18 protein-coding genes and 1 riboswitch are annotated in these 21324 nt (G+C 73.3%); of the genes, 7 read left to right on the top strand and 11 right to left on the bottom strand.

What is annotated here, in order from left to right:
* Positions 1-2: 2 nt before the first annotated feature.
* Positions 3-1241 (bottom strand): tetratricopeptide repeat protein, encoded by a 1239-nt coding sequence (locus ABZ948_RS06650; RefSeq protein WP_359757852.1) that lies wholly within the window; start codon positions 1239-1241, stop codon positions 3-5.
* A gap of 160 nt (positions 1242-1401) precedes the next feature.
* Between ABZ948_RS06650 and ABZ948_RS06655 the strand changes: the two genes are divergently transcribed.
* The 3 genes from ABZ948_RS06655 (at position 1402) to ABZ948_RS06665 (ending at position 3806) form a co-directional block, all read left to right on the top strand.
* Positions 1402-1905: a DUF6668 family protein gene (locus ABZ948_RS06655; protein WP_359757853.1), complete on the top strand. Its 504-nt coding sequence runs from the start codon at positions 1402-1404 to the stop codon at positions 1903-1905.
* A 5-nt stretch (positions 1906-1910) separates the two neighbouring features.
* A complete protein-coding gene (locus ABZ948_RS06660; RefSeq protein WP_359757854.1) occupies positions 1911-3116 on the top strand; it encodes an amidase in 1206 nt (401 codons plus the stop codon).
* A gap of 108 nt (positions 3117-3224) precedes the next feature.
* Positions 3225-3806, top strand: coding sequence for a flavodoxin family protein (locus ABZ948_RS06665; RefSeq protein WP_359757855.1), 582 nt, complete (start codon positions 3225-3227; stop codon positions 3804-3806).
* 33 nt (positions 3807-3839) lie between these two features.
* Here the strand turns inward: ABZ948_RS06665 and ABZ948_RS06670 are convergent, their stop codons facing one another.
* The 4 genes from ABZ948_RS06670 to ABZ948_RS06685 all read right to left on the bottom strand — a co-directional run bounded on the left by ABZ948_RS06670 (position 3840) and on the right by ABZ948_RS06685 (position 8239).
* Positions 3840-4718: an ABC transporter permease gene (locus ABZ948_RS06670; RefSeq protein WP_359757856.1), complete on the bottom strand. Its 879-nt coding sequence runs from the start codon at positions 4716-4718 to the stop codon at positions 3840-3842.
* Positions 4705-5691, bottom strand: a complete 987-nt coding sequence (locus tag ABZ948_RS06675; protein WP_359757857.1) for an ABC transporter ATP-binding protein — start codon at positions 5689-5691, stop codon at positions 4705-4707. The genes ABZ948_RS06670 and ABZ948_RS06675 overlap by 14 nt, the downstream gene beginning before the upstream one ends.
* Positions 5692-5727: 36 nt before the next feature.
* Positions 5728-6996, bottom strand: a complete 1269-nt coding sequence (locus ABZ948_RS06680; protein ID WP_359757858.1) for a LolA family protein — start codon at positions 6994-6996, stop codon at positions 5728-5730.
* A 232-nt stretch (positions 6997-7228) separates the two neighbouring features.
* Positions 7229-8239 (bottom strand): polyprenyl synthetase family protein, encoded by a 1011-nt coding sequence (locus ABZ948_RS06685; protein ID WP_359757859.1) that lies wholly within the window; start codon positions 8237-8239, stop codon positions 7229-7231.
* Between the two features lie 463 nt (positions 8240-8702).
* Positions 8703-8881: riboswitch (cyclic di-AMP (ydaO/yuaA leader) on the top strand.
* A gap of 3 nt (positions 8882-8884) precedes the next feature.
* Between ABZ948_RS06685 and ABZ948_RS06690 the strand changes: the two genes are divergently transcribed.
* The gene (locus ABZ948_RS06690; protein ID WP_359757860.1) at positions 8885-9649 is read left to right on the top strand and encodes a LysM peptidoglycan-binding domain-containing protein; all 765 of its coding nucleotides are present in this window, start codon (positions 8885-8887) and stop codon (positions 9647-9649) included.
* On the opposite strand, the gene ABZ948_RS06695 is transcribed toward ABZ948_RS06690, so the two are convergent.
* Positions 9613-10461, bottom strand: coding sequence for an HAD family hydrolase (locus tag ABZ948_RS06695; RefSeq protein ID WP_359757861.1), 849 nt, complete (start codon positions 10459-10461; stop codon positions 9613-9615). The two genes, ABZ948_RS06690 and ABZ948_RS06695, sit on opposite strands and share 37 nt — an antisense overlap.
* 186 nt (positions 10462-10647) lie before the next feature.
* On the opposite strand from ABZ948_RS06695, the gene ABZ948_RS06700 reads away from it, so the two are divergent.
* From ABZ948_RS06700 to ABZ948_RS06710, 3 genes are all read left to right on the top strand, one after another.
* Entirely contained in the window at positions 10648-11718 is a 1071-nt protein-coding gene (locus ABZ948_RS06700) for a GNAT family N-acetyltransferase (protein ID WP_435857466.1), read from the top strand.
* A 21-nt stretch (positions 11719-11739) separates the two neighbouring features.
* Positions 11740-13029 carry a glycosyltransferase family 2 protein gene (locus tag ABZ948_RS06705; RefSeq protein ID WP_359757863.1) on the top strand — a complete coding sequence of 430 codons (1290 nt, stop codon included), beginning with the start codon at positions 11740-11742 and terminating at the stop codon, positions 13027-13029.
* Positions 13030-13196: 167 nt separating this feature from the next.
* On the top strand, positions 13197-13952 hold the full coding sequence (locus ABZ948_RS06710; RefSeq protein ID WP_359757864.1) for a polysaccharide deacetylase family protein: 756 nt from the start codon (positions 13197-13199) through the stop codon (positions 13950-13952).
* A 5-nt stretch (positions 13953-13957) separates the two neighbouring features.
* Here the strand turns inward: ABZ948_RS06710 and ABZ948_RS06715 are convergent, their stop codons facing one another.
* From ABZ948_RS06715 to ABZ948_RS06735, 5 genes are all read right to left on the bottom strand, one after another.
* Positions 13958-15103 carry a glycosyl hydrolase gene (locus ABZ948_RS06715; RefSeq protein ID WP_359757865.1) on the bottom strand — a complete coding sequence of 382 codons (1146 nt, stop codon included), beginning with the start codon at positions 15101-15103 and terminating at the stop codon, positions 13958-13960.
* Positions 15100-15540, bottom strand: a complete 441-nt coding sequence (locus tag ABZ948_RS06720; protein ID WP_359757866.1) for a hypothetical protein — start codon at positions 15538-15540, stop codon at positions 15100-15102. The genes ABZ948_RS06715 and ABZ948_RS06720 overlap by 4 nt, the downstream gene beginning before the upstream one ends.
* On the bottom strand, positions 15537-17351 hold the full coding sequence (locus ABZ948_RS06725) for a glycosyltransferase (protein WP_435857467.1): 1815 nt from the start codon (positions 17349-17351) through the stop codon (positions 15537-15539). The genes ABZ948_RS06720 and ABZ948_RS06725 overlap by 4 nt, the downstream gene beginning before the upstream one ends.
* Before the next feature lie 196 nt (positions 17352-17547).
* The gene (locus ABZ948_RS06730; RefSeq protein ID WP_359757868.1) at positions 17548-19884 is read right to left on the bottom strand and encodes a lipopolysaccharide biosynthesis protein; all 2337 of its coding nucleotides are present in this window, start codon (positions 19882-19884) and stop codon (positions 17548-17550) included.
* A 4-nt stretch (positions 19885-19888) separates the two neighbouring features.
* On the bottom strand, positions 19889-21136 hold the full coding sequence (locus ABZ948_RS06735; RefSeq protein WP_359757869.1) for a DegT/DnrJ/EryC1/StrS family aminotransferase: 1248 nt from the start codon (positions 21134-21136) through the stop codon (positions 19889-19891).
* Positions 21137-21324: the final 188 nt, after the last annotated feature.

Here is a 21324-nt window from a genome sequence, read left to right on the forward strand (position 1 = left end):
GGCTACCGGTCGCCCGCGCGTGCGGTGAGGCGGCCCATGCGGGCGCGGGCCGCCTCCAGTTCCTCGACCTCCTCGGCGGCCGGGCCGTCCTCGGCGGCGAGCTCCGTCCACAGGCCGATCAGACCACGCCCCAGCTCCAGCCCGAGCGCCGGATCGCGCACCGCGCGCCAGGCGGTGGCCGCGCTGCGCACGTTGCCGTAGGCGCCCTCCGCGTCGCCGCTGCGGCGGAAGGCACCGGCCAGGTCCAGCGACAGGTGGAAGGCGCGGAGCGGGTCGCCCGCCAGGTAGGCGATGTACGCGGTCAGTTCGCGCAGCCGGAGCACCTCGGGGTGCTCCGGCCCCAGCGTCCCGGACGCCTGGGCGACGGTCTGGTCCGCCAGCCCGGCCGCCACGTCGATCCGGCCCTCCTTCACGGCCTCGTTGATCCGCCCGACCGGCTCCGCGAGGAGGGCGGGTGCGGTGGGATCACCGGGGGCGGTGAGGGGTTCGTCGCCGAGCACGGCCTCCGCGACGGCGTCGAAGCCGCGGGCGGGCGTCGGCTTGGCCTCGGCCTCGGCGGCCAGCAGGGCGGCGTCGGGGAGCGGCTCGGGTCGCGGGGCCGGTGTGGCCTCCGGGACGGGCAGCGGCCGCGCGTCCATGGGCGGGGGCGGACCGAACTCCCCGGTGGGGGGCGCGACGGTGCCCGGGGGCCTGGCCGGAGCCGGCGGCGCGTCCTCCGCTACGGCCCGCAGCAGGAAGGTCGGCACCGGGGTCGGCACCGGCTCGTCCGCCGGCTGCGGCTCGGTCACCGCCCGCGGCTCGGTCACCGCACGCGGCGGAAACGTCGGTGCCGTGCCGTGGCCGGACTCCGGCACGGGGCGCAGGACGTGCGTGGCGCTGTCGCCCCGCGGGGGCTCCTGCTCCGCCGGGCCCGTGCGCACCGGCTCGGCGGTGAAGTGGCTGGAGCCGTCCGGGTCGACCTGGAGCGGGACGACGTAGCCGATGCGCTCGTCGCGGACCGTGGCGAGGACGGGGTGGCCGGTGGCGAGGGCGAGGTGGTGGAGGCGGTTCAGGACGGCCTGCTGGATCTCCTCGCCGGGGGCCGCGAAGACCGGGACGCCGCCGACCGACGCACCGTCGGACGCCCCGCCCGTGCCCCGCCCGGCATCCTCTGTGCCCCCGGGGACGTGGACGTCGATCGGCGCCGCCGCGTGTGCGGCCTGCTGCTGTTCCCGCTTCTTCTCGCGGCTGAGTCGAGACATCGTCCCCTCACTCGGCGTCGTACACCTACTGTCGAGTGTGTCCGCTCGCCCCCGTTTCTCACGTCACCGCGGTGTCACAGGCTCGTCCCAAGGGCCACCGGCACCGGTGCCGCTCGTTCCGGATGGCATGGGGACCGGGAGTACGAGGGAGGAGATGGGCATGCACACAGGCATGCGACGAGGGCCGGAGATCTGGATCCGCGGCCCGGTGACCACGCCCGGGCCGGGGTCGCCGGAGCCCGCACACGCCCATGCCGCGGCACGGCGCTTCTCCTGGGTCGGCACGCACGGCGGCGCGGGCGTCTCCACGCTCGCCGCGGTCTACGGCGGCCATGACAGCGGCCGGACCTGGCCCGGGCCCGGCGCTCCCACGTCGGTGCTGCTGGTCGCCCGGACGCACGCGGCCGGGCTCGACACGGCCGCCGGCGCGGTGGAGGCGTTCCGGCGCGGCCAGGCCCCTCCGGGGCTCGACCTGGACGCCGTCGTCCTGGTGGCGGACGCCCCGGGGCGGCTGCCGCGCCCGCTCGCCCAGCGGGTCAGGTCGCTGGAGTCGGTCATCGACGTGTACCGCGTGCCGTGGGTGCCGGCCTGGCGGCTCGGCGAGCCGGGCCGTCCGCCGCGCGAGACCGAGCCCCTGCTCCGGCTGACGGGAGCGGTGCGCTGACGGCCGTGGCCCTGTCGGCCGGGGAGATCGCGGCGGGCGTACGGGCCCGGGAGCTGCGCGCGGCCGAGGTCGTCGCGGCGGCCCTGGAGCGGATCGAGCGGGCCGATCCCGAGCTGTGCGCGTTCGTCGAGGTGTGGGGCGAGGACGCGCTGCGCCGGGCCGGTGAGGTGGACGCACTGCTCGACCGGCGGGCCGGGGGTGTGCCGCCGCTGCCGCTGGCCGGTGTGCCGATCGCCGTGAAGGGGCGGCACGGGCTGCGTGCGGCCGGTCCGCTGCTCGCGGCCGGTTGTGTCGCGGTGGGGGCGACCTCCGTGCCCGGGCCGGGGACGCCCTGGCAGACCTGGGGGCTCGGTGCCCGGGGCCGGACCGTCAACCCGTGGCGGGCCGACCGTACGCCGGGCGGCTCGTCGGCCGGGGCGGCGGTGTCGGTGGCGGCCGGGCTGGTGCCGCTGGCGACGGGCGGCGACGGGGCCGGGTCAGTGCGGATCCCGGCGGCGTGGTGCGGGGTGACCGGGCTGAAGACCACGGGCGGACGGCTGCCTTCCGCCGACCGTACGGGGCTCGCCGTGCCCGGCGTGCTCGCCCGCACGGCGTCGGACGCGGCGGTGTGGTGGCGGGTCGTGTCGGGCGAGCCCGAGGCCGCCGGACCATCCTTGCCCGTCACCGCCGTCTGGTCCCCCGACCTCGGGTTCGCCGGGCCCGACCCGGAGCCGGTCGCCCTGGCCCGGGCGGCCGTGGAGCGGCTCGTCGCGGCGGGCGTCGTACGGCTCGTACGGCCACGGGTGCCGCTGCGGCTCACGGATCCGGGGCCCGCGTGGCTCGCGCTGCGGTCGGGCACCGGGACCGGCAGCGGCACCGGAACCGGAACCGGAACCGGAACCACCCTCGACCTCGGCCCCGGTCTCGACCTCGCCGGAGCCCACCGGGTCCGGACCGGGAACAACGAGCGGCTGGGCCGTCTGTTCGCGGATGCCGAGCTGTTGCTCACGCCGACGGCGCCCACCGCACCGCACGGCCACGAGGGGCCCGGCGACCGCTACTCCACCTCGCTCACCTGGGCGTTCAACCTCAGCGGGCATCCGGCGCTGAGCCTCCCGGCGGGCTTCGGCGCCGACGGCTGCCCGGCCGGGCTGCACCTCGTGGCACCGCACGGGCGGGAGGCGCTGCTGCTGGCCGTGGCGCGGGAGGCGGAGGCGCGGACCGGGAGCTGAGGACCCCCCTGGCGGATCCAGGCGCGGGGCTCACTGGCGGATTTGATTGCACGCGCATATGATGCATGCGCGTGTAATTGACGTACGCCGAGCATTCAGGGGGACCCCATGACCCGCCGCTTCCTCTTCGTCCTGGGCAGCGCCCGTGCCGACGGCAACACCGAGCTGCTGGCCCGCCGGGCCGCCGAGCAGCTGCCGCCGGACGTCGAACAGCAGTGGCTCGACCTCGCCGAGCATCCGGTGCCGGACTTCGAGGACCTGCGGCACGACAGCGACCACGTCCGTCCGACCGAGGGCAACGTGGCCCTGCTGCTCGACGCCACGCTCGCGGCCACGGACATCGTGATCGCCTCGCCGCTGTACTGGTACTCGGTCTCCGCGCACACCAAGCGCTACCTCGACTACTGGTCGGGCTGGCTGCGCACGCCCGGCCTCGACTTCAAGAAGACCCTGGCCGGGCGCACCCTGTGGGGCGTCACCGCTCTCGCGCACCAGGAGCAGGTGGTCGCCGACCCGCTGGTCGGGACGCTCAACAACTCGGCCGCGTACATGGGGATGCGCTTCGGCGGTGTGCTGCTCGGCAACGGCAGCAAGCCCGGCGACGTGCTGAACGACACCGAGGCCCTGGCCCGCGCCAAGACGTTCTTCGCCCAGGAGGCACCGCTCGCCCGGTTCCTGTACGAGGAGTGAGACCTTCGCCTTTGAGACCCACGCCGTTGAGGCCTACGCCGTGATGTCCTTCGCCGTGAAGCGTGCCCACGCCGCCGAGCCGAACACCGCCGCGTACAGGGCCTGCAGGCCGAGGTTCTTGGCCAGTTCGTCCCAGTAGACCGGCTCGCGCATCAGGTCGGCGAAGGACAGCCAGTAGTGCGAGAAGAAGTACGGCTGGAGCGCGTGCAGTTGCGGGATCTGGTCCAGGATCTGGACCGTGATCAGCAGGCCCACCGTCGTCGCCATGGCCGCGATGCCGCTGTTGGTCAGCGTCGAGACGAACAGGCCGAGCGCCGCGACGCCGATCAGTGACGCGGCGACGGCCAGGGCGATCAGCAGGGCCCTGCCCAGCCCCTCGGCGAAGCTGATCCGCGTGCCGGAGATGGTAGTCAGATCGCCGAGGGGGAAGAGGAGCGCGCCGACCGTCAGGGCCGAGACGGCGACCACGAGCGTGGCGGCCAGGCAGAACAGGACGACCGTCGCGTACTTGGTGAGCAGCAGGCGGCTGCGGCCGGCCGGGGCGACCAGCAGATAGCGCAGCGTTCCGGCGTTCGCCTCGCCGGCGATCGCGTCGCCCGCGACGACACCGACCGCCATGGGCAGGAAGAACGGCAGGGTCGCCGCCAGGGCGGTGAAGACCAGGAACAGGCCGTTGTTGGTGATCTGCGAGATGAACGCCGGCCCCCCGCCGCCCCCGCCGCCGGGCGAGGAGCCGTCGCCCGTCTCGATCTTGACGGCGATGCCGACGAGGACCGGCACGCCCGCCAGCACGGCCAGCAGCGCGAGGGTGCGCCAGCGCCGGAAGGTGGTGGTGAGCTCGTTGCGCAGCAGCCCGAAGGTCCACAGCGGGCTCACCGGCCGTACGTGCTCCGCGACTTCAGCCCGCGACATCGAACCCCTCCCCCGTCAGTGCCACGAACGCGTCCTCCAGCGAGGCCCGTTCGACGGTGAAGCCGCGCACCCGGACGCCGGCGGTGACCAGCGCGGCGTTGACCTCGGCCAGGTCGCGCTCCGGTGGCTCGCCGGTCACCCGGTCGTCGGTGACGGCGAGGTCCGCGACCCCCTGCTCCTTCAGCACCCGGGCCGCCTCCGCCGGGTCGGGCGTGGTCACCACGAGCCGGCCGCGCGCCCCGGCCGCCAGCTCGGCGACCGGGCCCTGCGTGATGAGCCGGCCCTGCGCCATCACGGCCGCGTGCGTGCAGACCTGCTCGATCTCGTCGAGCAGGTGGGAGGAGAGGAAGACGGTCGTGCCGTCCGAGGCCAGCTCCCGTACCAGCGTGCGGATCTCGCGCATGCCCTGCGGGTCGAGGCCGTTGGTCGGCTCGTCGAGGACGAGCAGCCGGCGCGGCTGGAGCAGCGCGGCCGCCAGGCCGAGGCGCTGTTTCATGCCCAGTGAGTAGGCCTTGGCCTTCTTGCCCGCGGCGGCCGTCAGGCCCACCCGGTCCAGGGCCGCGGCGACCCGGGTCCGCCGGGTGCGCGGATCGGCGGCCGGGTCGGCCGAGTCGTAGCGGACGAGGTTGTCGCGGCCGGAGAGGAAGCCGTACAGGGCCGGGCCCTCGATGAGGGCGCCGACGTGCGGGAGCACGGCGCGGGTGGCCTTGGGCATGGGCTGCCCGAGGACCCGTGCCGTACCGGAGGTGGGCTCGATGAGGCCCATCAGCATGCGGATCGTGGTGGTCTTGCCGGAGCCGTTGGGGCCGAGGAAGCCGAAGACGCTGCCCGCCGGGACGGTCAGGTCCAGACCGTCGACGGCGAGCTGTCCGCCGCGGTAGCGCTTGGTGAGGCCGCGGGTGGCGATGACCGGTTCCCCGGCCGCGGCACCCGCGCCGCCCTGCTCCGGCTCCGTGGCGGACGGTTCGCCCATCGGCTTCCTCGTTCTCTCGACGTCCCGTGGCAGGACCTACCGCGCGGCGTCGGCCGCCTTCACGAGCGCGTCCTTGGTGACCATGCCGACGTAGACCTTGCCGTCGTCCGTCATCAGGGCGTTGACCAGGCGGGTCGAGAAGACCGTGCCCGAGCCGAACTTCCCGGTGACCTTGTCGCCGAGCGAGTCCACGAAACCGCCGAGGTCGCCGCCGGCACTCTCGCCGGACGGCATGCCCTGGCCGCCGGTGTCGAAGACGGCTATGGAGTTCCAGCCCTCACCGATGGTCTTCATGCCCTCGGGGCCCTCGCCGGGGGCCTCCTTGGACTTCGGGGCGTGCTCGCGTGCCTCGCCCTTGCCGAAGTCCATCCCGAGGCCTTCGCCGAAGCCCTTTCCGGCGTCCTTGCCGGAGTTCTTGCCGGCGTCCTTCTCCTCGGTGACCTTCGCGCCCTTGGGCGGCGTGAAGTCGAAGGTCGACGCGGCCGGCTTGGCGAAGCTGACCTGCGTGAAGCCCGCGTCGACGACGGCGGAACCGCCACCCGCCGGGGTCAGCGTGAACTTCAGCGGCAGACCGGTCTCGGAGTCCACGGCCACGGTGATCGCACCGACCGTCGAGCCGGACTGCTTGGGCTTGATGAGCAGCTTGTAGGCGTCGCGGCCGGCCACCTGTGCGGTGCCGTCCACGGTCACGGAGGTCGTGTCGTCGGCGGCCTTCAGGGCCTCCTCGGCGAAGTCCTTCGGCAGGGCCGGCGGCTCCTGCGCCCGGTCGTCCTTCGCGCTCTGCGGGACGGTGCCGTGGTAGACCTCGTTGGACTTGCTGTCGTAGCCCCAAACGTCCTTGCCGTTGTGGATGAGGCTGTACTCCGCGGCGTTCTCCAGCAGCGACAGCTTCTGCCGGTCCGGGCCGTCGGCGGCGACGCGCAGGGTGTGCGTGCCGGAGGCCAGTTCGGTGAGTTTGGCCGTCGGGTCGGCGGACGAACCGCCCTCGTTCCCGCCCGCGGCGCCGGACATCAGGCTGGACTCCAGGCCGCCGAGGTTCGGCAGGCCGAGGTCCGTGCTGATCTTCACCGTGCCGGAGAGCTGCTCGACGTCCGACTTGGCGATCTTCTCGATGAGCTGCTGTGCGGTGATCTTCGGGAGGTCGGGGTCACCGGAGTCGGCGAGTGCGGGGACCAGGCCGATCGTCGCGGCTGCCACCCCCACCACCGTGACCGGGACGACGTACCGGGCGGCCTTGCGCCGCCGGGAGTGCTGCTCGTCGACCTCCCCGCCGGTCGTGTTGTCGTCGGATGCGTACGGTGCCATGTGTGCCCTACCTCCGTGGTCGGCGGCGGCTGTCCGTGTCGTCCACGCACTCGTCCCTGAGCCGCCATTCTCACCCGAACAGGTGAGGAGTGGTGTCTTCCGTGGTTTCCATCTGACCAAATCGGCCAGGGAGATACGTCAGACCCCGGGCTCAACTCCACGTACTGCTGCGGTATGACACGAGGGGGCCGCTTCTCCCCCGACCCGTAGGGGTCGTCCGGGGAACCCGGGGCTAGCCGGCCCGGTGCACCACCGCGTCGCACAGTTCCACGAGCGCCGTCTTGGCGGTGCACTCCGGCAGCGGGGCCAGCGCCGAGCGGGCGTCCTCGGCGTAGCGGACGGTGTCCCTGCGGGCCTGGTCCAGCGCCGGGTGGGCGCGCAGCAGGCGCAGGGCCTCGGCGTGCCGGGCGTCGTCGGTGAGGTCGGAGTCGAGCAGCTCGCACAGGGCGATGTCGTCGGCGAGTCCGAGCCGGGCCGCCCGCTCGCGCAGCCGCAGCACCGGGAGCGTGGGGATGCCCTCGCGCAGGTCGGTGCCGGGGGTCTTGCCGGACTCGTGGGAGTCGGAGGCGATGTCCAGGACGTCGTCCGCGAGCTGGAAGGCGACGCCGAGACGCTCGCCGTACTGGGTCAGGACGTCCACGACCGTCTCGTCGGCGCCGGACATCATCGCGCCGAACCGGCACGAGACCGCCACCAGCGAGCCCGTCTTCCCGCCCAGCACGTCCAGGTAGTGCTCGACCGGGTCCCGGCCGTCCTGCGGACCGGCCGTCTCCAGGATCTGCCCGGTCACCAGCCGCTCGAACGCCTCTGCCTGCACCCGTACGGCCTCGGGACCGAGGTCGGCCAGGATGTGCGAGGCGCGGGCGAAGAGGAAGTCGCCGGTGAGGACCGCGACGGAGTTGCCCCAGCGGGCGTTCGCGCTCGCGACGCCGCGGCGCACGGCGGCCTCGTCCATCACGTCGTCGTGGTACAGCGTGGCGAGGTGGGTCAGCTCCACGACGACGGCCGAGGGCACGATCCCGGGCGCGTACCGGTCACCGAACTGGGCGGAGAGCATCACGAGCAGCGGCCGGAACCGCTTGCCGCCGGCCCGCACCAGGTGCTGGGCGGCCTCCGTGATGAAGGGCACCTCACTCTTGGTGGCCTCGAGCAAGCCTTCCTCGACAGCCGCCAGCCCGGCCTGGACATCGGCTTCCAGAGCCTGGTCCCGCACGCTCAGCCCGAACGGCCCGACGTCGGTCACGAGGGGTCTCCTGTCTGCTGGTGTCTGCCGGTGATCACACGGATTGTCGATAGGTCGCTGCCATCACTCGAGTCAGCGTATCCGGTCACGTTTCGATCACCGCCAGCGCCCATGGTTACAGGCCGGGCGGCAACAGACATTTATCGACTTTCCCGGAAGTAGCCGCTCATATGCGATTTGCCGTATTGGGTAAGCAAATTCCCCTTGCGGGATATTGCGCCCCAGGTCGTGATCAGTGAGTTGAATCACTTCTCCCTCTCGACAGCCGGACCCCGGCACCCTCCCGTACCCCCGTTCACCGAAAGCAAGTTGAGCCTTGGCTCCCGCAAAGGATCAAGCCGCTCATATCCCCCGACCAAGGTCAACAAGCTCGATATGTGACCCCGGTGCTTGTTCCCGACATGTGCTCTCGCATACGTTCCGGGCCTGTCCGGCGGACGCCGAATCCTGCCGCCGCCCGGACTCCCCACACACACCGACTCACTCACGCAGGGCAGGAGCGGGGGACCCAGGTAAGTCGCCGGTCCACGACGTGGAACGGCTCGGGGTGAAGCCGCGCACGGCAGCACAACGCCGTGCGCGGCCGGGCACCTCCCGGCCCGAACCCGACAGCTCACCTCGCAGGCGCCGGAGAGGAACATCGCCATGCCCGGACGAGGTAAGCACCGTCGCCCCAGAACCAGCCCGCTCACCCGAGGCGTCGTCGCCGCCGGCACCGGCGGGGCCGCCCTGACCCTCCCGCTGCTCGGCGCGACGCAGGCCAGTGCCGCCCAGCCGGCCCAGAGCGCGCCCGCCGCCCAGACCGCGCCCCAGGCGGCCCAGCCCGCCAAGTCCCTCACGTACACCGTGACCAAGGGCGACACGCTCTACCGCATCGCGGACAAGTACGACGTCTCGGGCGGCTGGAAGCAGCTCTACAAGGACAACCGCGCCGCCGTCGGCGACGACCCGCGGCTGATCCACCCGGGCCTGAAGCTGAAGGTGGAGACGACGAAGGCGGCCGCCGAGAAGAAGGCGACGCAGTCGTCCGCCCCGACCAAGCCGGCCGGCGGCATCACCAAGGCCACCCCGGCCGCCGCGAAGACCTACGCGAACAACCTCGACGGCTGGATCCGCGAGGCGCTGGACATCATGGCCCAGAAGGGCATCCCGGGGTCGTACGACGGCATCTACCGCAACATCATGCGCGAGTCGTCCGGCAACCCCCAGGCGATCAACAACTGGGACTCCAACGCCGCCAAGGGCACGCCCTCCAAGGGCCTGCTCCAGGTCATCGACCCGACCTTCGCCGCCTACCACGTGTCCGGCACCCCCTACGACCCGTTCGACCCCGTCGCCAACATCACGGCGGCCTGCAACTACGCGGCCGACCGCTACGGCTCGATCGACAACGTCTTCGGCCCGTACTGAGCCGTCCCGCCCAGCAGTCGCTCGAGGACGACGGCGATGCCGTCGTCCTCGTTCGACAGGGTGACCTCGTCGGCCACGGCCTTCAGTTCGGGATGCGCGTTGGCCATCGCGACGCCGTGGGCGGCCCAGTCGAACATCGGGATGTCGTTGGGCATGTCGCCGAAGGCGATCGTGTCCGCCGGCCGCAGCCCCAGGTGCTCGGCGGCCAGCGCCAGTCCCGTCGCCTTGGTGACGCCGCACGGCTGGAGCTCGACCGTGCCGGGCCCCGACATCGTCACCGTCGCCAGCGAGCCGACGACCGAGCGGGCCGTCGCCGCCAACTCGTCGTCCGTCAGGTAGGGGTGGCGCAGCAGCACCTTGCTGATGGGCTCGTCCCACAGCTCCTCACGCCGGTCGACCCGTACCGCGGGCAGTGTCGGGTGCGGCATGAGATAGCCCGGCTCGATCAGCGTGAGCCCGTCGACGCCGTCCTGGTCGACCGCCGCGTACACCTGCCCCACCTCGGCCTCGATCTTGCCGAGGGCGGTCTCCGCCAGTTCCCGGTCCAGGGTGATGGACCACAGCAGCCGGTCCGCGCCGGCGTCGTACACCTGCGCGCCCTGCCCGCACACCGCGAGCCCCGTGCAGCGCAGGTCGTCCAGGAGCGGCCGCACTCTCGGCGCCGGCCGGCCCGTCACCACGAGGTGCTGGGCACCGGCGTCCGCCACCCGCGCGAGCGCGGCGAGAGACCGGTCGGAGAGGGTGTCGTCGCCGCGCAGCAGCGTCCCGTCCAGGTCGGTGGCGATGAGTGAATATGCGATGGGTGCGGCCATGATCAGAGAATACGGACAGCGCGCCCCTTCGTTTCATCGCACGGCGCACGCCGATTGCCCGGTTGAAGGCCTCTGCACCAGTTGGCAACAACATGGTCCGCTACCTACCGTCGGGGCCGTCTCGGGCGGTACCTTCCAAGTGTCCAGGGGGGACTTGATCGGGGGGTCAGGTTGAGCAGTGGGCGCATTCGCGTGGCTGGGCCCGGGGAGCTCGGCGAGAGGGAGAGGGAGCGCTGGCGCGCGCTGCGCGCCGCCTCGGAGGCGCCGCGCAACCCTTTCATGGAACCGGAGTTCACCGACGCCGTCGGCCGCGTGCGGCCGCAGGCCCGGGTCGCGGTCGTGTACGAGGGGCGGGAGCCCGCCGGGTTCCTGCCGTACGAGCGCGGGCCGTTGGGGCAGGGCCGGGCGATCGGACTCGGCGTCTCGGACGTCCAGGGGGCGATCCTGCGGCCGGGGCTGGCCCTGGAGACCGGTGAACTGCTGCGGGCCTGCGCGCTGTCCAGCTTCGCCTTCGACAACCTGGAGGCCGAGCAGCGGCTGTTCGTCCGGTACGCGGCGGAGGAGCACGCCACCTACGTGGTCGACGTGGAGAAGGGCTACGAGACGTACGAGTCGGCGCTGCGTGCCCAGTCGCCGAAGTTCCTGAAGACCACGCTGGCCAAGGAGCGCAGGCTGGGCCGGCAGGCCGGCGAGGTGCGGTTCGTGTTCGACGAGCGCGACCCGGCCGCGCTGCGCACGCTCATGGAGTGGAAGTCGGCGCAGTACCGCAGGACGGGCCGCCGCGACCGGTTCGCCCAGGAGTGGATCACCCGGCTGGTGGGGCAGCTGGCCCGGACCCGGGCGCCGGAGTGCGGCGGCACGCTCTCCGTGCTGTACGCCGGCGAGCGGCCCGTCGCCGCGCACTTCGGGCTGCGCTCGGCGTCGGTGCTGGCCTGCTGGTTCCCGGCGTACGACCCGGAGTTCGCCAAGTACTCGCCGGGGCTGGTGCTGCACCTGCGCATGGCCGAGGCGGCGGCCGCCGAGGGCATCGGCCTGCTCGATCTCGGGCGGGGCGCGGCCGAGTACAAGGACGCGCTGAAGACGGGCGAACGGCCTGTGTACGAGGGCGCGGCGACGCGACCGGGGGCGGGCTCGGCGCTGCACTGGCTGAGCCGTGAGCCGGCGCGCCGCGCGCACCGTTTCGTCCGCAGCCGGCCGCGGCTCGCGTCGCTGGCCGCGCGGACCCTGAAGGGCGCGGCTCGGCTGCGCCGTACCTGAACACGAGTGGGGGGAGGGCGCATGGCTCGTTCGGCACGTGCGCGGGAGGAGATACGGCGGTTCCTGGACATCGGGGCGGTGCAGGTCGCCGAGCTGGACCTCGACGGTGACGGGGCGGTGCTCAGACCGGGCCCGGGGAGTCCGCCGGTGACGCACGGCGAGGTGTTCGTGCTGGTCCGGTGGGGTGGCCGGCCCGTGGGCACACTGCTCGGCCGGGTGCCGGAGGGGGTGGATCCGAAGGCCGTGCTCGGGAAACGGGCGCGGGCGGAGTTCGCGCCGGCCGTCGTGGCGGAGCCCGGGGAGCCGCCGTTCACGAGTGTCGTCGTCGCCACCCGGGAGCGCGCCGGGCAGCTCGCCCGCGCGCTGGACTCGCTGCTGGCGCAGGACCATCCGCGGTTCGAGATCGTCGTCGTCGACAACGCGCCCGTGACGAGCGAGACGCGGGAGCTGGTCGAGCGGAAGTACGCCGAGCGCGTGCGGTACGTGTGCGAGCCGGTGCCCGGCCTGGCGGTCGCCCACAACACCGGCCTCGCGGCGGTGCGGGGCGAGGTGGTCGCCTTCACCGACGACGACGTGGTCGCCGACCCGCGCTGGCTGACCGAGCTGACCGCGCCCTTCGCCGCCGACGCCGGACTCGGGTGCAGCACCGGGCTGATCCTGCCCGCGCGGCTGACGACCCCGGCCCAGGTGCTGCTGGAGAGCCACGGCGGCTTCGCGAAAGGCTTCACTCCAAGGACGTACGACCCGGCGCACCCGCCGGACGACGAGCCGCTGTTCCCGTTCACGGCGGGGCGGTTCGGCTCGGGCGCCAACATGGCGTTCCGGACGCGGGTGCTGCGCTCCGTCGGCGGTTTCGACCCGGCCACCGGTGCCGGGACGGCCGCCCGGGGCGGCGACGACCTCTACGGCTTCGTCCGCGTCCTGGCCGACGGGCACCGACTGCGCTACACCCCGTACGCCCTCGTGTGGCACCACCACCGGGAGACCTGGCGGGACCTGGAGACGCAGGCCTACGGCTACGGCGCCGGACTCACCGCCTATCTCACGGCGGTGCTCGTGAACCGGCCCGCGCTGCTGCCGGCGTTCCTCGCGCGGCTGCCCCGCGGCCTCGCGCACGCCCGCGCGCTGACCGCCGTGCGCGAGACGGAGGGGGCGGACGGCGGGGGCATGCCGGGCGATCACGACGTGCGGACGCATCCCTGGCCGCGGCGGCTGTCGCGGTTGCAGCGCAGGGGGATGGTGTACGGGCCTGTCGGCTATGTGCGGGCGCGCAGGGCGCTGCGCCGGACTGTTGTTCAGGGGGCGAGATGAAGACATCGGCACGTGAGCGGAGCGAGGGGCAGGGGGACGGCAGAGGCCGGGCGGAACGGGGCGCGCCGGACGGTGAGGGTCCGATATCCCCGGGGCGTTCAGCGGCTCCGGCGAGCCCGGGTGACGTCCGCGCTCCGGCCATCCCCGTCTTCCTCTACCACTCCGTGATGGACGACCCGCCGGACTGGATCGCCGAGTTCACGGTCACGCCGAAGCAGTTCGCCGCGCATCTCGACGCCGTGGTGCGCAGCGGGCGCACGCCCGTCACGATCAGCACGATCGCCGACCATCTGGCCGGGCGGGCGCCGCTGCCGGCCCGGCCGGTGCTGCTCACCTTCGACGACGGCTTCGCCGATCTGCCCGGGCCCACCGCCGAGGCGCTGGCCGAGCGGTCGCTGCCCGCCACCGCCTACCTGACCACCGGCGCCATCGCCCCGGGCGGCCGGAGTCTGCTGCCGCCGGCCCCGATGATGACCCTGGCCCGGGCGGCGGAGCTGGAACGTTACGGCATGGAGATCGGCAGCCACACGGTCACCCACGCCCAGCTCGACACGCTCTCCGCGAAGGACCTCGCGTACGAACTGCGCACCTCGAAGGCCGTGCTGGAGGACGCCCTCGGGCACGAGGTCCGGCACCTCGCCTATCCGCACGGCTACAACAGCCCGCGGGTGCGGGCCATGTCGGCCCGGGCCGGGTACGAGACGGCGACCGCCGTGCGCCACGCGCTCAGCTCGGACCGCGACGAGCGGTACCGCATCGCCCGGCTCATCGTCCGGCGCGGCCACACCGTCGCCGACGTCGAGAGCTGGCTGGCGGGCGCGGGCGCCCGGGTCGCGCCGTACCGGGACGGGCCGAAGACGATCGCGTGGCGGTGGTACCGGCGGGCCCGCGCGGTCGCGCGCGGGCCCGAGTTCGCGGGCTGACCCGGCTATTTGAGGGGCTGGTTGAGGTACGGGTCGGAGACCGCCTTGCGCAGGCTGTCCCAGGCCGCGTCGTTCGCCAGTGCGAGGTTGCAGTGCGGTCCGGGGTCGCGGTAGTTCCACTGGAGGGCGGCCTTGACGCCCTCCAGGCCCTTCAGCACCCCGGGCACCTGCGCGTACCACTCGGCCTGCCGCTGCGGGCGGGCCGAGTCCGCGGCCGTGCCGAACTCGGAGAGCATCAGCGGCTTGTCGTCGGAGATGTTCTTCCGGATCCAGTCGTGCGTGGCGTCCTGCGTCTGCGCGAAGGTGAGCCAGCCGGTGTTGTGGCAGCGGTAGTAGTTGTACTGGTTGTAGCCGATCCAGTCGACGTACCGGTCGCCGGGATACATCTTCTTGATCACGTCGGCGTGGTCGAGGTAGCCCGTGGTGATCCACGTCCACACCACGTTGTCGACGCCCAGCTCGCGGAACCGGTCGTGGATGTGCCGGTACGCCTCGACGAACTCGGCGGGCGTGCCGTTGGCCGGGGTGCGGGTGTCCATCTCCAGGTCGAAGGAGAGGAACACCTTCCTGCCGTAGTCCTTGATGCGCCGGGCCTGGACGTCGATGACCTTCTCGTCCAGCTCGCCGGCCGCGATCTGCTTCCAGGTCGGCTGCTGCTTCTTCGTGCCGCCCCACCACTTGCTCTCCCAGGACAGCAGCAGCAGGTGGTCCCGGCCGACGCGCTGCTCCTCCGGGGTGAGCAGCTGGCCCTCCCTGCGGGTGCCCTCGGCCAGGGACATGTCGTGGTACGTGTACACGATGTCGAGTGCGCGGCCCACGCGCTTCTCGTAGGCGCGCACCTTCTCGGGCAGGTCGTCCCGTTCGTGCGGCACGAACGCGCCGAACCAGGCGCCGCAGGGCGGTTCCAGCAGGGCCGTGGGGCGGCAGTCGGCGTCGGCCCCGGCGGCTCCCGGTTCGGGTCCGGAGGCGTTCCGGAGGGCGAGTACGGCGACCAGGACAGCGCTGACGACCGTGGCGGACGTGATCAGCAGGCGGCGCCTGCTCGATGCGAAGGGGCCGGCGGCCTGTTGTGCGGCGGGTGGCTTCCTGCGGTGCTGTCCGGTCGTGATCGGGTCGCGGCGAAAGGGACGGTGGGGACGGTTGAACCTCACTGAGCAGAACCCTTCGGTGTCCTCGGCGTCGTCCTGGGCGGCGGGGAGGCGCGCAGCGGCGGACAGAACGCGGCGAGCGTGGTCAGCAGCGTCAGCGTCAGCAGCACCCGCTGTGCGCTGAAGGTGTGCGTGGCGATCAGCACGGTCGCGACGAGCATCACGGCGCCGATGCTGAGGAACAGCACCAGCATCAGCCGCTCCAGCAGGTCGGAGTGGCGGGCGAAGTCCGGGTCCCGGCGCTCGACGGGCCCCTCGGCGGGCCGTGCTCCCAGCGCGGGGGCGCAGACTCTCACCATGGCGGCGCCCGGGCCCGCCGCCAGGAAGAGCACGACCGCGGCGCCCCGCAGGGGCGATCCGCCGGGCAGGGCGAGCGCGGCGAGCGCCAGCCAGCCGCCGAACGGCGGCAGCATCCGGACCACGAGTTCCTGCGGTGTCATCGCTCCGCTCCCCCCGCCTGCTTCAGTTCGTAGAGCCATCCGGCGCTGTTCTCCGCCACGAGCCGGAACCGCGGCGAGGCGTCGACGGACGTGCGGATGCGGTCCAGCTGCGCCCGGGTGAGCTGTCCGTTCATCTCGGAGTTGGCCAACTGCCCCTGGGTGAGCAGGAAGTAGGCCCGGGCCGGCCGCTCGACGCCGGCCATGTCACTGGCGAGGGTGGCGGCCGGGTCCCGGACGATCCGGTCGACGTGGCTGCGGGCGTCGTCCAGGAACCAGTAGTGGTCGATGCTCCAGTAGGAGGCGTACGCGTGCGGGTAGTTGCGGTTGGCCGCCACCACGAGCGACCCCTCGGGCGCCTGGTCGAAGAGCTGCCGTACGAGGGCCACCTCCTGCGGCGGGAAGTAGTTGATCCGGTCCTTGCCCGAGTAGCTCGGCACGAACGCCAGCGTCCCGAGGAGCAGGGCCGCCGGCGGCACCCAGGCGCCCGGCCGCCACCAGCGGCCCTTCACGGGCGCCGCCTGCCGGCCGCCGGCCTGCTGCGCGGCGGCGTCGGCGGCCAGGGTGCGGACCTTGGGCAGGATCGCGGCGGCGGCGAAGAAGGCGGCGCCGGGCAGCATGAACAGCAGCACCCGGAAGATCATCTCGCTGCCGTAGCTGCTCGCCGCGAACATCGGCAGCGGGGCCGCGGCGACCAGCAGCAGGGGCCGGGCCCGATGGCGCAGCACCCGCTGGCGCAGGACGCCGACGGCCGCGAGCAGCAGGACGGAACCGGACAGCAGCCGGGCCGCCCAGGAGGTCGCGATCGCCCCGGTGCCGGTCGGGGTGGCGCCGTAGCCGGTCTCGACGTTGGCGCCGACGTCGCCGACGGAGCGGATCATGTCGGGCATCGCCGCGGACAGGAAGGGCAGCGCGGCCGTGAGGCACCAGGCCAGGAAGATCACGACCGTGGTGACCACCGGGACCCAGTCGCGGTAGCGGCGGCTCAGGCCCAGGGCGAGCAGGCAGACGACGAGCATGCCCGGGGTGAGCTGGTGGGAGATGACGATCGCCGTGATCATGACGGTGATCACCACCGTCCACACGGCCTGCCGGGGCCGCCCGCGCCGCACGGCGGACCGGCCGAAGCGGCGCAGCACCACGGCCAGCACGCCCACGTGCAGCGCGTACGCCACGGACTGGGGCGAGAAGTAGTCCTGTCCTACCCAGTTGGCCACGTAGAAGAGCCAGACCGCCGTCCAGATCAGCCGCCGGTCCTCGGTGAAGGTGCGGTAGATCAGCAGCAGCGGGAGCAGCAGCATCAGGCTGGAGACCAGGGGCCACCAGGCCATGAACATCGCCGCCGACTCCACGCCCAGCAGCCGCACGAGGGCGGCCTGGGCGGCGAAGAAGCCGGGCCACTGGTCGTACACAGCCATGTCCCCGACCTGGTCGGCCGTCTGCAGGCCGCCGGCCGTCAGCAGGTGGTCGATGACCGCCTCGTGCTTCCACGCCCAGGCGTACAGCGGCGTCGGATAGAGGACGGCCTGCGTGGCCCGCTCCATCACCAGCAGCCCGAGGACGTACGCCGCCGCCCAGGCACCCGGCCGGCGCGGATCGCGGACCGTGCGCCAGAAGCCGGCGGTGAGGACCACGAGGCCGGCCCAGAAGGCGGGGTGCAGCGCGGTGACCAGCCCGTAGTCGTCGAGCCGCGAGACGTCGGTGTGCCGCACGGCGTACACCCACAGCGCCATCGCGACGAGCAGCGGCACCCCGGGCCAGGTGAGAGCGCGGCGCCCGGACCAGGCGGGGGGCAGGTCGGACAGATCCGTCACGGGCTCATGGGCGGGGCTCGACGACTCCGAGGAGGAGGGGCTGGAGGACTGGCTGGAGGTCTCGGGGTCGCTGCCGGGCATGTCCGCGCCGTCCTGTGCGGGTGTGGGCTCTGGCGTGGATCTCTCCCGTGGAGTTACTGGCGGACGCACGGCGGTTCCCCCCTGGCGGTTCGGCTCTGTTCGGCTCTGGGTCGGGTCAGTCGCTGGATGGGGCGTTCGGCCGTCTGCGGAGCGATGGCCCCCAGGCCCTCGCGGCACGGCGGCAGAGCGGCAGGAGCAGGACGAGGACGGCGAGGACGACGAGCAGGGGCGGCGCGACCGGTGCGAGCGCCTCGCGCCACACCCAGCCGCCGACCGCGACGAGATACAGGACCCCCCAGCGCCCCGCCCACGACAGCCGCCGGCCCGCGCTCGCGAGCAGCGGCCACAGCGGCACGAGGCACAGCAGCAGGCAGACCGGCGGTGCCCAGCGCAGCAGCGGCTCGGGGCCGTCGAGCCCCACCGCGTCCGCGAGGAAGCCGGCCGTCTTCTCGTACAACGCCCCGTCCACCGGCCGCGGTTCCCGGCCGAGGGCGACCGGTGCGGCGTACAGGGCGACCAGCGCGGCGTACAGCGCCGTGCCCGGCAGCCAGGGGTCGCGCCGGGTGCACAGGGTGACCGAGGCGACGAACACCACGAGCAGCAGGCCGCCCGCCGTGAGCGACGGTAACGGCAGCCCCTCCAGCAGCCGACGCCCCGTCAACGGCGCCTCGGAGGAGCCGTCGAGCCAGGGCAGGTCGCGCAGCGGCGCCCAGAAGAAGACGGCGGCGACCCCGAGCAGGCTCCACAGGGCGCCTCTCAGCCGCCGCTCCCGCGTCGGGTCGTCGCCCCCGGCCGGTTCCCCGCCACGGAGGGTGGCCTGCGGCGCCCTTGGACTGTCGCGGTCCTCGGCCGTGTCCGCCGGTGTCCCCGCGGCGACCGCATCCTCGGGGCCGGTTCCCTTCTCCCCCGCTTCCGGCTGGTGCGGCCGGACGATCAGCGCGAGGGTGTCCGCCTGCAGCGCCTCCCGCTCGTAGCCGGGGCGGCCGATGAACAGCGTGACCGTGTCCTCGTCGCCGTCCTTGGGCTGGTAGGCGGCCCGGCGGGCCCAGGCGGTGCCGTACCCGGCCGTGGCGTTCAGCCGCGCCCAGCGGGTGCCGTAGGAGGGGTCGGCGGGCGTACGGGCGGCGGGCGGGCTGTCGTTGTGGCGCAGTGCCGCGCGCAGCCCGGCCGAGGAGACGACGGCGATCAGCGTCATGCTCAGCAGCACCGCCCAGCCCGCCCCGGCGATCCCGGCCGGCGTGAACAGCACGGCCGCGCTGCCCAGCACCAGGGCGCACATGGCCCCTTGGAGCGCTGCCAGCACACCGGTGCGCCCCTGCACGCGCAGTACGCCGATGTACAGCTCCACCACCACCCGCGGCAGCGCGCCGAGGGCGAGCAGCCGCAGCACGGTCGAGCCGTGCTCGGCGTAGTCCGGGCTGAACGGCGTGAGGATGTACGGGGCGAAGAGGACCAGCACCAGCACGACCGGCACCAGCAGCAGCGTCATGCGGCGCAGCGCTCCCCGGACGCCGTCGGCGAGCTGGCGCGGGTCGTGCGAGGCGTGCGCGGTGAGCGACGAGGCCATGTTGATGGCCATGAACTCCATCGTGCCGCCGACGGTGTACGCCACGTAGAAGTAGCCGTTCTCCGCGGCGCTGAAGCGGACCGCGACCATCACCGGCAGCAGGTTGATCATGGCCAGGCTGAACAGGGCGCCCAGCGAGTCCCCGGCCAGGAAGCGGCCCATGTCCCGGACTTTCGGGGGGTCCTTGTCGCGGTCGGCCGCCGCCTGGCGCGGGATGAGCCGGCGGAAGATCAGCCAGCCGAGCGGCAGTGTGGAGAAGGCGATCGCCACCGCCCAGGACACGAAGATGCCGAGGACGGGCAGCGTCCCGGCGAAGACGGCCAGCAGGGCCAGCTTCCCGACCGAGAACACCGCGTTCCCCGCCGGGACCCACTCGGCCTTGCGCAGGCCGGTGAGCACCCCGTCCTGGAGGGTGAGCAACGCCCAGGCCACGCACGCCGCGACGAACACCGCCCCCGCCATGGGCGTGCCCAGCGGCGCGTACGACGCGCCCCACGCGTCGAGCGTGAGCAGGAAGACGGCCGCGGCGAGCGCCACGACCAGCGAACTGGCCGCGTACGTGCCCCACACCAGACGCCCGGTCTCCCGTCCCGCGCGCGGGACGAAGCGGACGACGGCGCCGATCATCGTCGTCGCCGTGATGCTGGCGAGCAGCCGCATCGCGGCGATCGCGGCGGAGCCCTGGCCGACGGCCTCCTCGGAGTAGTAGCGGGCGGCCACCAGCCAGAACCCCAGGCCCAGGACGGCGGAGACGCCGGTGCTGAGCATGAGGAAGTAGGCGTTCTTGAACAGCGAGTCGTGGCCGTGCTCGCCGTCGGCAGGTTTCGGTCCGCCGCCGCTTTCGGCGCGCGCGGCGGCGGGCTCGTGCACCTGGATCTCAGCCACGGGACTAACCCAGCCCTCCCGGTGTCGGCCTGCTCCGGGACAGCTCTCCCGGTGCTTCGACCGGTCGTGCCCCCGACCGCTCCAGCACGTCGACGACCGTCCGCGCCCGCAGCGGGTCCACGGGCAGCGCGTGCCGTGCGAACCAGCGGGCCGCTTCCGGGGCGGGTGAGGGGTCGGTGAACTCCGCGCCCGCGTAGTCGTCCAGGGGCGGGTCGTAGAGGTAGCCGACGACCACGCCCCGCCGCGCCAGGGCCGCCATGGCCGCGTCCCGGTCCGCCACGAACAGCGGGACGCGGAACAGCGGCTGCGTCCCGTACGCCGCACGGGGCTTGGCCCACGGCGTGGACAGCAGCAGCTCCGTGCCCGCCCGGCAGGCGTCGAGCACGCCGTCCAGCCCGTCGAGCTTGTGTCCGATGCGCCGCAGCCGCAGCCGGCCGGACTCCAGGCGGTAGTCGTGCATGTCGACGCGCACCCACGGGTGGTGGGCTTCGAGCCCCGGCGCCCGGCGGGCGGCCCGCGCGAGTTCGTCCGGGCGCAGCGGCATCCGGATCTCCTCGCGGTCCGCCAGCCCCAGCAGCCGGACCGCCGCCCAGGCGGCGCGCCGCAGCCGCAACCCGCGCACCGCCGCCTCCGCGTACGGCCGGACCGCGAAGGCCAGTTCGGAACTCAGCCGGCTCGGGGTGAGCAACCCCGCACAGGTCTTCTCCACCGCGCCCCGCAGCCCCGGATCGGCGAGGGACAGCATGCCCCCGGCCTTGGCGCCCACATGCTTGGACAGGCTGAACACGGAGGCCTCACCCCACGCCCCGACCGGCCGGTCCCCCACCCGGCTGCCGATCGCGTGCGCCGCGTCCTCGAACAGCGGGATCCCCAGCGCGTCGCACTTCTGCCGCAGGCGCGGCGCCGGATCCGGGTTCCCGTACAGGTTCGTCGTGAGCACGGCCGAAACCGAGCCCCAGACCTCCTGGGGCACGGCATCGACGTCGATCGACGCGTCGAGCGGGTTCAACGGCGCCTGCACCGGGCGCAGTCCGGCCGCGAGCACGACGAAGAAGATCACGTCGTCGTTGACCGGCGACATCAGTACCCGGCCGCCGGGCGGGCACCAGTGGCGCAACGCCACGTACAGCCCGAGACGGCACGACGGTACGTACACACATTCCCGGCCGAGCCGGACGCGCATGGCCTCTTCCAGCCGCTTCGGCTGTAGACCACGCCGCACCGAACCCGGACCGGCCTCCCCAATGGCCATCCGCCCCCCTGGTGTGCCGTCGGAACGCCCCCTCCCCGAGGCCTTCCGGCACCCGCCCAGAGTCGCCCCGTTCGCACCGCTCCGTCAAGATTGCGTCGCGTCCTGTGGATAACTTCCGGCACGTACGCATGTGCGGTCCCGCCCGCCGCGCCGGACGGGGTCGTACGGGCCCGTCCGATCGCACCCCG

It is taken from the genome of Streptomyces olindensis (assembly GCF_040645895.1).
Taxonomy (GTDB): Bacteria; Actinomycetota; Actinomycetes; order Streptomycetales; family Streptomycetaceae; genus Streptomyces; species Streptomyces olindensis.